The sequence below is a fragment of the Acinetobacter sp. SFB genome, from assembly GCF_001647545.1.
Classification (GTDB): Bacteria; Pseudomonadota; Gammaproteobacteria; order Pseudomonadales; family Moraxellaceae; genus Acinetobacter.
This window is the reverse complement of sequence record NZ_LSZH01000011.1, coordinates 432,265-445,186: the sequence shown is the minus strand read 5'-3', so window position 1 is coordinate 445,186 and position 12,922 is coordinate 432,265. Positions and strand designations below refer to the sequence as shown.

11 protein-coding genes are annotated in these 12,922 nt (G+C 42.0%); 1 reads left to right on the top strand and 10 read right to left on the bottom strand.

The genetic code is table 11. The features are described from left to right. Positions 1-54 precede the first annotated feature (54 nt). The 10 genes from AY606_RS06590 to AY606_RS06545 form a co-directional block, all read right to left on the bottom strand. A complete protein-coding gene (locus AY606_RS06590) occupies positions 55-558 on the bottom strand; it encodes a DUF6586 family protein (protein WP_067866348.1) in 504 nt (167 codons plus the stop codon). Positions 559-724: 166 nt separating this feature from the next. Further along, positions 725-997 carry an RNA recognition motif domain-containing protein gene (locus tag AY606_RS06585; RefSeq protein WP_067866347.1) on the bottom strand — a complete coding sequence of 91 codons (273 nt, stop codon included), beginning with the start codon at positions 995-997 and terminating at the stop codon, positions 725-727. 97 nt (positions 998-1,094) lie between these two features. Next, a complete protein-coding gene (locus AY606_RS06580; RefSeq protein WP_067866345.1) occupies positions 1,095-3,086 on the bottom strand; it encodes an ATP-dependent helicase in 1,992 nt (663 codons plus the stop codon). Positions 3,087-3,341: 255 nt separating this feature from the next. Next, positions 3,342-4,484, bottom strand: a complete 1,143-nt coding sequence (locus AY606_RS06575) for a glycerate kinase family protein (RefSeq protein WP_067866343.1) — start codon at positions 4,482-4,484, stop codon at positions 3,342-3,344. A gap of 77 nt (positions 4,485-4,561) precedes the next feature. After that, the gene (locus tag AY606_RS06570; protein ID WP_067866341.1) at positions 4,562-5,134 is read right to left on the bottom strand and encodes an HdeD family acid-resistance protein; all 573 of its coding nucleotides are present in this window, start codon (positions 5,132-5,134) and stop codon (positions 4,562-4,564) included. 137 nt (positions 5,135-5,271) lie between these two features. After that, on the bottom strand, positions 5,272-6,030 hold the full coding sequence (locus AY606_RS06565) for a hypothetical protein (protein WP_067866339.1): 759 nt from the start codon (positions 6,028-6,030) through the stop codon (positions 5,272-5,274). A 335-nt stretch (positions 6,031-6,365) separates the two neighbouring features. Then, positions 6,366-9,005, bottom strand: coding sequence for a type I DNA topoisomerase (topA, locus tag AY606_RS06560; protein ID WP_067866337.1), 2,640 nt, complete (start codon positions 9,003-9,005; stop codon positions 6,366-6,368). A gap of 35 nt (positions 9,006-9,040) precedes the next feature. Further along, the gene (locus tag AY606_RS06555) at positions 9,041-9,490 is read right to left on the bottom strand and encodes an ammonium transporter (protein ID WP_067866335.1); all 450 of its coding nucleotides are present in this window, start codon (positions 9,488-9,490) and stop codon (positions 9,041-9,043) included. Between the two features lie 71 nt (positions 9,491-9,561). Further along, positions 9,562-10,560 (bottom strand): hypothetical protein, encoded by a 999-nt coding sequence (locus AY606_RS06550; protein ID WP_067866333.1) that lies wholly within the window; start codon positions 10,558-10,560, stop codon positions 9,562-9,564. 98 nt (positions 10,561-10,658) lie between these two features. Next, positions 10,659-10,904: a SlyX family protein gene (locus AY606_RS06545; protein WP_067866331.1), complete on the bottom strand. Its 246-nt coding sequence runs from the start codon at positions 10,902-10,904 to the stop codon at positions 10,659-10,661. Between the two features lie 33 nt (positions 10,905-10,937). On the opposite strand from AY606_RS06545, the gene AY606_RS06540 reads away from it, so the two are divergent. Then, positions 10,938-12,833: an ATP-binding cassette domain-containing protein gene (locus AY606_RS06540; RefSeq protein WP_067866329.1), complete on the top strand. Its 1,896-nt coding sequence runs from the start codon at positions 10,938-10,940 to the stop codon at positions 12,831-12,833. The last annotated feature ends 89 nt before the right edge of the window (positions 12,834-12,922 follow it).

Sequence of the window (12,922 nt, the reverse complement as noted above, 5' to 3'; positions counted from 1 at the left end):
GTAGACTATTTATATAAGGCCGATGATGAAAACTTCAAGAGCGCAGAAAAAAGATTAAAACTCAACCATCTCGTTACGAAAGCCATCAATCAGCTGGGTTAAATCACGATGCCAGTCTCGCAAAATTTTTGTATCCGGCAACCATGCTTGAGGCGTTTGAGTCACTTTAATAATCAGGTTAGATGAGGTTTCATTTTCTGGTTCTGGTGCACTTGGCTCCGGTGCATACTGGCACATGCGATAGGCACGTTTTAGTTCCGCAATAAAGCCTTGTTTTGACAATTGCTGCATCACGGTGACTTCAGGAGAGACTTGTCCCTTTTCCGCCATGTTGTCTTCAATTGACTTGAGTGTCGGCATAAAGTCATTTAAACGATAGTAACGCACCAGTTCCTGTAGAAATGCCAACACTGCACCATGTAAATGGAATACAGCAGCTTCACGATGTGCCTGTACCTGTTGAATATTGTCAGTTTGCTCAGCTTGTTGGCATGAAAGACGTGCAAAATACAGTTTCTGATTGGTACGGTCAGCATGGAAGCGAGCAACACGAGACATAGCGATATTCCTAAATTTTGGCGTTTGTTACATACTTAAGCTTAAACTTTATTTTGGTCAATTCACAATAAAAATTATGCATGATCCATTTCAATTGAATAGATTTAGGACCTAAAAATTTCATTTCATTTTTATCCCTAAAAAAAAGGAGCTTTCGCTCCTTTGATTATTTTTTTTCAGCTTTGCCTTCAGTTTCAGGCTTATCATCAGCCTGTTTTACACGAATACCATGGCCGTGCAAACGAAGGGTATTTAAGCCTTTAATGGCTTTGATCGCTTCACGGGCATGTGGCATTTCCACAAAAGCAAAACCTTTCGATTTACCTGTCGTTGCATCAAGCACCAACTTGCATGACTCAACTGTGCCAAAGTCTTGAAATAGTTTCAACAATTCAGCTTCTGTTACTGTACGTTCTAAACTACGAACTAAAATTTTCATCTTACAACCTTAAAATAGGCAAAATCATCAAAAAGCACTCGCCTACTCGACTTTTTGAACTTCGCAATAAAAAACAAAATAACGCAATTGCTATAGTTTAATCGAGATCAATGCCAAAATCTAAATTAATCGACTGTCGTTCTATTAAAGCGCTTTTCACGGTTTGTTGGCGTGGCTTGTAATGGGTTTCGGTAATACATAAATTTCGGGTTAATTCATTGAGAAAATAACTTTCAATCTTGCGCCCCTGATCATCGACCTGATCGCGCGCCCATAAATTCAAATTCTGCTTGGTTAAAATCAATTCATTTTTGGCACGGGTTAACGCCACATACAGAACACGGCGTTCTTCTTCAACTTCATCGAAGTTACCCTGTGCCCGTGCATGCGGATATTGCCCCGCCGAGACATTCGCCACATAACAGACTTTCTGTTCAGTACCTTTGGCAGAATGGATGGTAATGAGTGTAACCACATCATCCTGTGACTGTCTTTGAATTTCACTGATCGACACCGGATCGAGCACGTATTCTTCCAAAAACTCACTCAGTTGATCGTGTTTCGAGGCCAATTGTTTGACCAGATCAAAATCACCCAAGCGTTTTGACCAGTCTTTTTTAGCGTAATTTTCTTCAAGTTGATCTTTTAACGCCTCGATACCCAGCGATACACAAGCTTGTACCTGATCTTTCAACACCAGCATTTGTTTCATGATCAGCAAAGTATTGTCCGGAATACGGCCAAATTTTTCTAAATTTTCAAAAATGCGATCAGTTTCCGGCTCAAGTAATAGCTGTTGAGCCAGTTTACTTGCTCCAACATCCCCCACACCATTCCATAACGTCAGAAAGCGCATCCAGGCAATATCATCCAATGGGTTAGCAACTACACGCAGCAAACTCAGCAGATCCTTTACATGGGCAGTCTCGAGCAATTTCATGCCACCAATAAAACGGTAAGGAACATTGGCTTGAATGAAGGCAGCTTCAATATGCCGCGCGGCAAAACTTGAACGCACCAAGACCATATGTTCATGCCATGCGGAACCTTCCAGTAAATGTCGCTCTTTAATATCAATCGCTATCCATTTCGCTTCATCAAATTCATTCGGGAAAATATGCATGCGTGGTTTGATCCCCTCACCCCGATAAGCGTCTAAATGCTTGTCATATTGAATCGGGCTTTGATCAAGTAACCAGTTGGATAAATCCAGAATTTCTTGCGTAGAACGGTAATTTTTTTCCAGTTTAAAAATCTGTGCATTGGGTACACGCTCTTTAAAATGGTGAATATTTTCAAAGTCAGCACCGCGAAAACCGTAAATGGACTGCGCATCATCACCGACACAGAACAGGCTGGTTTTATCTTTCAGTGGTTCAAGCAACGCCCATTGCAATGGATTGGTATCCTGCATTTCATCTACCAGCATATGCTGACAGATAGAAGACACGTAATCGACCAAACCTTCAGATTGTGCCAGTGCTGAAGCCACCACAGCCAAAATATCATCATAATCCAGAAAGCTACGTGCCTGTTTTCGGACTTCATACTCTTTCATGATTTCGGCAATCAGGTCTTTATATTCCAGAAATTCCGGCATTTGCTTTTCTAAAGCCAGACTTAATTTTTGCCGCGTATTTCGAGCAAAAGAATAGAGATCACAGAGTTCTTTTGGTTTTGGCAGTGTATTGGGATTTTTCTTGTCATCTTTACCCCGAATCAGTCGGAACATCATCAACTGATCATCGCGGTCAATAATCGAGAATTGTTCCAGACCAAATGCTTTGGGAATACGACGCAGCAAGTACATACAGAAGGTATGAAAAGTCGATGCACGAAGCCCTTTGGCCTGTTCACCCAGTGCAAGCTCCACCCGTGCCACAATTTCACTGGCGGAACGTCGGGTAAAGGTCAAAATCTGGATTTGATTGGCCGGTACACCTTGATCAATCAGATAAGCTGCACGTGCCACAATGGTTTTGGTTTTGCCACAGCCTGCGCCTGCAAGAACCAAACTGTGCTTAGATTCGGTGGTTGCGGCTTGCTTTTGTTGAGGGTTTAATTCATCAATCAGGGCGGCTAAACTCATAATCTCTAATCTACTTGGGGATAGCGATAGTTTAGCAGAGCTGACCATACATCTGAGATGGGTCTGATTAAAAATTGAATCTAATCCTATATATTGGTCATCCCGAAAGGCGACATGGGTGTCAGCTGTTGAACTGTGCAACATTAGCATTCAATTAGTTCAACACAGGATATGTGCTCCCTTTAATCCTTGAAAAATAAGATATTACCTACGCAAAAATATTTAAATTTACCTCGATGCATCTGGTCGTGATGGTTATAAATTTAGCGCTAATGTCCGAGCAATCGCTTCACAGGTTCTTTCCAGATTCTTTTCGCCATTTTCTAATGCTGTTGGTAAATCACACGCTCCCTCTATAATTCCAAAAATTGCGCTAAAGCCTGCATCATAAAGTTCTTCTACCCCATCACCAATATGGCCTGCACAGGCAATCACGGGTTTATTCAATCGCTTCGCCACTTGTGCTACACCAAAAGGGGTTTTACCCCATTTGGTCTGAAAATCAATCCCGCCTTCACCGGTAAATACATAGTCAGCTTGGGCAATTTTCTCTGTCAATTTAGTTTGTTCAATTACCAGTTCTGCACCTGAACGAATACCCGCACCGGCAAATACCATTAAGCCAAAACCTAATCCACCTGCGGCACCTGCACCGGCAATATCTTTTGCATCTATATTTAATTGTTTGGAAACCAGTTCAGCAAAATAGGAAAGGTTCTGATCAAGCTGTTGTACCATTGCAGCTGTGGCCCCTTTTTGAGGTCCAAATACATGCGATGCCCCATTTACTCCCATCAGAGCATTATTTACATCACTGGCAATTATGATTTCAACTTGCTTTAAACGCGGATCCAAACCTGAAATATCAATCGTTTGAATTTGATCTAAATGACCACCGCAGACGTGAATTGTTTCATCTGCTGCATTTAAAAATTTTGCTCCCAATGCCTGTGCCATACCTGCACCTGCATCATTGGTCACACTGCCACCCAAACCTATAATGATTTTAGACACGCCTAAATCCAGTGCCACTTTAATCATCTCTCCTGTACCGAAAGTGGTCGTCAGCAAGGGATTTCGCTGGGATGGATCGAGCAAATGAATGCCATTGGCTTTTGCCATTTCAATCACAGCGGTTTGACCATTATCAACTAAGCCAAAATAAGTTTTCACTTTTTGAGTGGATAAAGGCCCTGTGACTTCACAATCAACTATTTGTCCATTTAAGCAAGAAACCAAGGCCTCGACTGTTCCCTCACCACCATCTGCCATCGGCACATGAATAAAATGTGCATCTGCAAATACTTTCTGGATACCACGCTGCATTGCCTGACAAGCTTGTTCAGCAGTCATGCTTTCTTTAAAGGAGTCGGGAGCGAGAACAAAAATTTTAGGCATGATTGTCAAAAATGAAATGAATAAATCTTTTATACATTAAAAAAGAGCGCATCTAGCGCTCTTTATTCGAATTGGGTTTAAACATCAGCAGAACTTTTGGGCACATCATGTTTGATATAAGAAGCTAAAGTGAGATAATTAATACCCTGAAACAGAATATCTACTGCCAGGAATAGACCCAGCACCCAGAACGGCGCATCGGGTGACATCAAAATAATAATCCCCGTCAGCAAGGTTAAAATACCTGAAAATAGTGTCCAACCCCATCCCCGATATGCCTTGAACATCAGGGCACTAAACACCCGAATCACACCGGCAATAATCAAAACAATGGCTAAAATATTGGTCAGAACAATTGCCGTTTTTACAGGAGTGGTAAATGCATAATATCCTGCCGTCAGATAAAGCAAGCCGAACAATGCCCACAACCAACGATATCCCCCATCAAAGATTTTAAATGCTGCAATGAAATGTAGAACGCCACCGATCATCATCAGCACACCAAACAGGAAGACCACCGACAAAGTCGCAAATGGTAAAGATGCCAGTAACACAATCCCAAAGATGATGAGCAGAATGCCCAGACCTAAATACCATTTTCGATTTTCATGCAGTTGATGTCGAATCAAATCATTTCCTACTGTTTTCATGTTTATTCTCAAGTCTTTTGTTTAGGAACAGGTTTATTTTTCAATATTTTAAAACAGATGTCTGTTATGAATATGCGACTTTTTTATCCACATCAGCAAGTTGGGCTGTGGATAAATTAAGCGTTATCCACATTTTTTTATTTTTTCCAGCCCAATTCAATCGCGGTAATTTGATTAATTAATGTCTGTTGCAAAGTATCCGGCATTTTACTTTTATCCAGTGACACAGGAATATGTCCTGCCATTAACTCTGCTTTGGCTTGAGGAAATAAAGGCTTTTGATTGGGGTGCGCATAACCTATTGGATACAACGGTTGTCCTGTCGCCAAGTCATATTTATCGGTGGCACCGAAAGCATGTAGTAATTCATGTACCAGTACAATTTTATTTTGTTCCGACTGTTTTTTAGACGCAAATAAATTGACCGAACCAATCCGCCCTTTTTGCAAGGCCGTTGAATGTTTTAATTCTTTCGTTTGTGCAGGGTCATAATAGTTTAAAAACAAAGTCACACTGGGTGATCCATCTTTGCTTGCATGCTGTTTCCATGCATAGAAACGGAACTTTAAACTCCATAGAATGGTATCCAGCATGCTTGCATGCTCAGGCACTTTCGGAGGTGTCTTTTTGAGTTCACGACCCATTTGAAAATAAATGGAAATAGGTTGTCCGCGATATTCTGCCGACATCTGTTTCAAGTATTCTTGTGCACTAGTCAATTCAGACAAATTTAAAGACTGAATATAGTTTTGGGTAACAGCCTGCCCATCTGCATTAATAGGATGCAGCGTGACAATAATAGGCTTAGACCAATCTTGATTTTGATCACGGTAAGCATTCACTGCCACGATGAATAAAATGATGAGTAAACACAGTACCCGAATTTTTTTCCACATTAATTCTTCTCATCATTAAGCAATAAAATTTTAAAAATCCATCCAAAAATTGGATACACAAAAAATCATCCGTAACTGTCCGAGGCAGACGGAATTATTATAGATAATGTTTCTGCGAATTTTTAGATAAAATAAGAAATCTGACGAGTTTTGCGGATGACAAATGCCTTTCTTGCGAACTCAAAATATATTTTAAAGTTTCTTATTTGGGCGAAACCAAAGTAACAGATGAGCTCCAAGCATTAAATTGAATACCGAGAAGAATCCGCTGAACTACGGAATATCAACACATAAAAAATGCCGACTTTCGTCAGCATTTTTTCACTTCTTAAAAATTAGGCTTCAACCCATTTTCCATCTTGGTAAACCAAACTCCACTTGGTTTGTTTGCCTTCAGCATTTTCAGAACCAATATATTGTGCCTGGTTCTTACGACTGAATTTCACCAATGCTGGATTACCTTCAGGATCTACATCTGGCGCTTGCAAAATAAACTGATATTTCGGATCAAGCTGTTCAGCTACAGAACGCAGTTCAGCGACTTTCGGTGCACGCGTTTCACGAACTTTCGGAAATTTGCTGGCTGCCAGGAATAAGCCGGCTGCACCATCACGAAGGACAAAAAAGTCATCGTGTTTAGTTGAACGTAAATGTTCCATTCTAATTGGATCGACACGCGGAGGCGCAGGCTGACCACTCTTTAACACTTTACGGGTATTGTCACAGCTGGTACAGGCAAAATAGGGTCCAAAACGACCGGTCTTGAGCTGCATTTCACCATCACATTTGTCACATGGAATGGTTGGTCCATCGTAACCTTTAATTTTGAACTCGCCTTCTTCAAGCTCAAAACCGGCACAGTCCGGGTTATTCCCACAGACATGCAATTTACGACCACCATCAATCACATAACTGTCCATTGCCGTTTCACAAATCGGGCAACGTTTTTTCGACATTAAATCGGCAGTTTCTGCTGCATCATCGTCAGATAAAGCTGCAAGCGACTCTACCGGCGTCAGGTTCAAAGTGCCCTTGCAACGCTCTTTTGGCGGTAAGTTGTAGCCTGAACATCCCAAGAATACGCCCGTGGTACCGGTACGAATCTGCATTGGACGTGAACATTCAGGACAATGTACGGCTTCAACTTCAACAGGTTGATTACGACGCATGCCGTTTTCGCCCTGTGCTGTGGTTAAGCGTTTTTTAAAGTCGCCGTAGAAATTATCCAGTAATTCTTTCCAGTTACGCTGTCCGTCAGCCACTTTATCGAGCTGACCTTCAAGATCCGCGGTAAAAGCGTAATTCATCAGATTGTTAAAGTTTTCATCGAGACGATCTGTCACGATTTCACCCATCTTCTCAGCATAGAGACGACGATTGTCGAGCTTTACATAACCACGATCTTGAATGGTTGAAATAATTGCTGCATAAGTCGATGGACGACCGATACCTTTTTTCTCTAGTTCTTTCACCAATGAAGCTTCGGTAAAACGAGCCGGTGGCTTGGTGAAATGTTGAGATGGATCAAGCTTCTCAAGTTGGAGAATTTCACCCACTTTAACTGCCGGTAGTAAAATATCATCATCAGCTTTGTTGGCAGCGCGAACTTTGGTAAAACCGTCAAAAACTAAAGTACGACCTTTGGCTTTAAGTTCCACGCCATTGGCATCGACTAAGATGGTTGAAGACAGGTATTCTGCCGATGTCATTTGACAAGCAACAAACTGGCGCCAAATCAGATCATACAAACGCTGTGCATCACGATCGACACCGACTAATTGATCACCTTTTAAAGCCACATTTGAAGGTCGAATCGCTTCATGGGCTTCTTGCGCGCCTGCTTTATTACCATAAAGGTTGGGCTTGACAGGTAAGTACTTTTCACCGAACTCAAGTTCAATGTGATTACGAACCATATTGACTGCATCATTACTTAAAAAAGTTGAGTCAGTACGCATATAGGTGATAAAACCTGCTTCATACAAACGCTGCGCCATGGTCATGGTTTTCTTTACAGAGAAACCTAAACGTGTGCTTGCAGCCTGTTGCAGGGTCGAGGTGATATACGGCGCACTTGGATTAACCTTGGTCGGTTTATCTTCACGCGTGGTAACTTTATATTCAGCTGTATTTAAAATTTTTAATAAAGCATCCGTTTGTGCTTTATTTTGCAGTTTTAAGGTTTTGCCACCTTGTTTGACTGCTTCTAAACGAATCTCATCGCTTGAAGATTTGGTATCTGCGAACACTTGCCAGTATTCTTCAGGAATAAAAGCGCGAATCTCACGTTCACGTTCTACCACCAATTTTACCGCAACCGATTGCACACGACCTGCCGATAAACCGCGGGCTATCTTTTCCCACAGCAATGGCGAAATCATAAAGCCGACTACGCGGTCCAAGAAACGGCGTGCTTGCTGTGCATTAACCTTATCAATATCTAAGCGTGATGGCTGTTTAAAGGCTTCCTGAATCGCATTTTTGGTAATTTCGTTAAAGACCACACGTTGATAACGTGAATCATCTCCACCAATCACTTCTTTTAAATGCCAGGCAATTGCTTCCCCTTCACGGTCCATATCCGTTGCGAGATAGATTTCATCGACTTGTGATGCCAGTTTTTTCAGTTCAGCAACGACGTGTTCCTTACCCGGAAGCACTTCATAGTGAGCTTCCCAGTCGTGTTCAGGGTCAACGCCCATCCGATTAACCAAGGCCGTTTGTGCTTTTTCAGCTTTTTGCTCATCGGTCAGTTTGGCACGTGATACAGGTTTTTTTTCTGTACTTTTAGAACCACCGGTCGGCAAGTCACGCACGTGACCGACGGATGATTTCACAATGTAATCTGAGCCGAGGTATTTATTGATTGTTTTCGCTTTTGCAGGCGACTCCACAATCACTAAGGCACGCTTTTTCGCAGCACTCGGTGATTTTGCTGTGGTGCTTTTGGATGTAGACCGAGGAGCGTTCGCCATAGTTAACCGTTAATCCTGTTTGTTGGGTATATAAATTAAAGTTCAGCCAAAGACTGTAAATAGGTTTTCATGTCATCTAACTGTGTTGCTCGCAGGTCAGATTCTTCTTCCCAATAGAGTCCTACACAGTTTGCCTGCATATCAATAGCATAAATGCCCTTTAATGCAATGGGCAAATCGTTAAACTTATCATCACCCTGCACAAGTTTTAGCTTTTGGTCTTCAACACGCGCACGCATTAAAGGCAGGCGAGCATCTGGAATCAGTATGCTGTAATAGGCCACCATACTGGCACGACTTGAGGAGGCCATTGGAATTTTTGTCCAATCGGGAGCGGCCACTAAACGTGGGTGCAGCCCCATTTTTCGTGCCTTCTCACGCATTATGCCTAATGCTTTCTCTCGCGGACTGACGCGAAGACCCAAAATTGAGCCCAAAACAAATACAATAATGAAGCCAACGACCCAAATACCGGTATTTTCCATAGTACAACCTTGTCTGTTCCTTTATTAGAGTTGCATAAGCGCAATATAAAACGCAAGTTACAACGATGAAATTAATTTAAGAACATTTCGTGGCTATACAGCACTTCAGTGCCATTCCAGTAAATATATCCTTTTTCAATCAAATCCTTAAGCAATAATCTCACATCCGATTTCGGAAACATCTGCTCCAGCAAATCACGCAAGGCATAAATATCTTTAGGCTTGTCCGATTTTAATTCGCGCAATTTACGCGCGACAATGACCTGAACAGGATCAATTTTAGAGAAGTTTTTAAATAATTCTTTTTGTGCATGCTGAATCGGATCGGAATGCTCCAGCTCTTCATTTGAGCAAGATTCTGTCTGTAATTGAGCAAAAATTGGGGAAATGTTGTTTGCTGTTTCCAAAGGCATTGCTGGTTCTAAATCAAGTTCCGCCCATTGTTTCAACAGTTTTTTACGGAAGTTAATTTGCTCCTCATAACGTTTCACAATTTTGAGATTCATTAGTAAAGCAATCAGCCGCTGAGCCTGATCAGTTTCAACTTGCAAAATGTTACTCAGCGAGTTTTTAAGTTTCTCAATCGAGTTCGGTTTGCCCTTCATTTTACTTAAAGCGTCACAATATTTTTTGACCAACAATAACTCTGGTTTATGCTTAATGGTTTCGATACTTGGAATTTTATATTTTGAATTGAATGAAGATTCTTCTGCCTGAATTTGAATCAGCTTACAGGTCATGTCCGAGGATTGCATCATATCCAGCAGAATTTCACTGCTTGGCATGGCAGAAATGACTTCAATCGTGGTGTCAGTTTCTAACAACGCAATCAGTTGCCCGACGACAACCGCATATTCAAATTCTTTTTGATCGACCTCGGCAGTTTCTAAAATGACCACTTGTCCACTACTGACCCAACTTGAAAATTCGGTTAAGTCTTCAAGTGAGTATTCAAACTTTCCTTGGCAGTTAAATAGGTAAATTACAGCGTAGTGTTGAATGATGTCTCGCAGCAATTGTGCGGTAGGCATATTCTTTTCAAGATCAAGAAGAACGACTTTATTGGACATAATCTCAATAGACAAGTAAGGGAACTTTGAGCCCGCATTAGAGCGAGCCTGAATGGAAAGGTCAAATCAATTCAGCAATAAGACCCGTGAAAATTGACTCAATAATGCGGTGGTCGATCAGCCATTGGATCAAAATTGGCAATTCCATCGGATAAATCGGCAGACTCAATGCGTTGATACAAAAACTGCATTTGTTTTTTCAAATCAGCTATTTCGGCATGCTGCAGAGACACCTGTTCATTTAATTGTTCAACTAAATCATCTAAAAATGTAATTCGCACTTGCAAATCTTCTATGGGTGCGGAAAATGACGCCTGATCATTAAGATTTTTTTGTTTAGTCATTTTAAGTCCTCATTTTGGATTTCAGGAAACAGTATGGCCTATATTACGTTAAGGGATGTCCAACTCGCGTTTGGCGGACCGTCCCTGCTCGACGGCGCGAACTTCAATTTGGAACGCGGTGAACGAGTTTGTTTGATTGGCCGTAACGGTGAAGGTAAGTCTACTTTACTTAAACTCATTGAGGGAAGTTTACTGCCAGATCGTGGTGAAGTTTCTATACAAAATGGCATCACCATTTCCATGCTGGCTCAAGATGTACCCATGGATTCCGGTAAAGTCGCAGACATCGTTGCCGACGGCGCAGGTGAAGCGGCTACTGTACTCAGAGCCTATCACGAAGCCAGTGATGCCTGCGTACTCGGTGATATGGAAGCATGCGACCGCATGGGCAACCTGCAGCACAAACTCGATCAGGTCGATGGTTGGGCTTTGGAAACCAAAGTAAATTCTATTTTGAGCAAAATGGGTTTAGACCCAGATGCCGATTTAGCCGACTTATCCGGTGGTCGTAAACGTCGTGTGCTATTGGCACGTGCGCTACTCACTCAACCCGATGTACTTTTACTCGACGAACCAACCAATCACCTGGACGTTGAAAGTATTGAATGGTTAGAAAAATTCCTGCTCGATCAAAATAACTTAACCTTATTATTTATTTCGCATGACCGTTCATTTGTCGACAGCATTGCAACACGTATTGTCGAACTCGATCGCGGTACTTTGCGTAGTTATGAAGGCAACTATTCACGTTACCTTGAGCTTAAAGCGCAGCAAATGGAAGCGGAAGAAAAGCAAAATGCTTTATTCGATAAACGTTTGGCTGAAGAAGAAGTCTGGATTCGTCAAGGCATTAAAGCACGTCGTACCCGTAACGAAGGTCGTGTACGTGCACTAAAAGATTTGCGTGAAGAATCGAAAGCACGTCGCTCGCAACAGGGCAAAGTCAGCATGGCAACGCAAGATGCCAACCGCTCGGGTAAATTGGTGTTTGATATTGAGCATTTAAGTGTTGCTTTCGGCGATCAAGAACCCATCATCAAAGACTTCTCTGCATTGGTACTTCGTGGCGACCGTATTGGCTTGGTCGGCGACAATGGTGTAGGTAAAACTACCCTGATCAAAGCCATTTTAGGTGAGCTTGAGCATGGCGGTACAGTAAAAACCGGTACCCAGCTGGAAGTGGCTTATTTCGACCAGCTGCGTAATGCGCTGGATTTAGAAAAATCGGTTAAAGATAACATTTCTGAAGGTACGGACTTTGTTGATGTGAACGGTGGTCGTCGTCATATCTACAGTTATCTTCAAGATTTTCTGTTCTCGCCTGAACGTGCCCGTACTCCGGTAAAAGCGTTGTCTGGCGGGGAACGTAACCGTATTCTTCTTGCCAAACTACTCCTTAAACCATCGAATTTAATTGTGATGGATGAGCCAACCAATGACTTGGATATGGTGACGCTGGAGCTACTGGAAGAAATGCTCGGTGGTTATACCGGTACATTACTTTTGATCTCGCATGACCGTGCATTTATGGACAATGTCGTGACATCAACATGGGTGTTTGACGGTAAAGGTCACATTGATGAATACATCGGTGGTTATCAGGACTATCTAGAGCAACGCCCGGATCAAACGGCTGTCGGTCTGAAAAGTGATGCCAAGAAAGCCTTTGCTAAAGCCGAAGCAGCTGTGCCGAAAAAAGTAAAACTCAGCTATAAGGATCAACGTGCTTTAGAGCAGTTACCGACTGAAATGGAGGCACTTGAGAAAGAACAAGCCCACATCAATGCACAATTAGCTGATGGTTCTTTATTTACTTCAGATGCTGATCAAGCGATGAAACTTTCTAATCGCCTTACGGAAATTGACGAGCAATTGCTTGAAAAATTAGAACGCTGGGAAGAATTAGACAATCTTAGCAAAGGCGATTAATTTAGTCGCGTTATAAAAGCACCTGTAAAGTATTTTGCAGGTGCTTTTTTATTTACAAAATAACTTCATGTTAAACTGCAGATAACTTT

What these genes read in the sequence shown, in the direction of transcription:
- AY606_RS06550 (WP_067866333.1), bottom strand. Translation starts at nt 10,560, where the DNA reads ATGTCCAATAAAGTCGTTCTTCTTGATCTTGAAAAGAATATGCCTACC.
- AY606_RS06555 (WP_067866335.1), bottom strand. Translation starts at nt 9,490, where the DNA reads ATGGAAAATACCGGTATTTGGGTCGTTGGCTTCATTATTGTATTTGTT.
- AY606_RS06585 (WP_067866347.1), bottom strand. Translation starts at nt 997, where the DNA reads ATGAAAATTTTAGTTCGTAGTTTAGAACGTACAGTAACAGAAGCTGAA.
- AY606_RS06565 (WP_067866339.1), bottom strand. Translation starts at nt 6,030, where the DNA reads ATGTGGAAAAAAATTCGGGTACTGTGTTTACTCATCATTTTATTCATC.
- AY606_RS06545 (WP_067866331.1), bottom strand. Translation starts at nt 10,904, where the DNA reads ATGACTAAACAAAAAAATCTTAATGATCAGGCGTCATTTTCCGCACCC.
- AY606_RS06570 (WP_067866341.1), bottom strand. Translation starts at nt 5,134, where the DNA reads ATGAAAACAGTAGGAAATGATTTGATTCGACATCAACTGCATGAAAAT.
- AY606_RS06590 (WP_067866348.1), bottom strand. Translation starts at nt 558, where the DNA reads ATGTCTCGTGTTGCTCGCTTCCATGCTGACCGTACCAATCAGAAACTG.
- AY606_RS06575 (WP_067866343.1), bottom strand. Translation starts at nt 4,484, where the DNA reads ATGCCTAAAATTTTTGTTCTCGCTCCCGACTCCTTTAAAGAAAGCATG.
- AY606_RS06580 (WP_067866345.1), bottom strand. Translation starts at nt 3,086, where the DNA reads ATGAGTTTAGCCGCCCTGATTGATGAATTAAACCCTCAACAAAAGCAA.
- AY606_RS06540 (WP_067866329.1), top strand. Translation starts at nt 10,938, where the DNA reads ATGGCCTATATTACGTTAAGGGATGTCCAACTCGCGTTTGGCGGACCG.
- topA (WP_067866337.1), bottom strand. Translation starts at nt 9,005, where the DNA reads ATGGCGAACGCTCCTCGGTCTACATCCAAAAGCACCACAGCAAAATCA.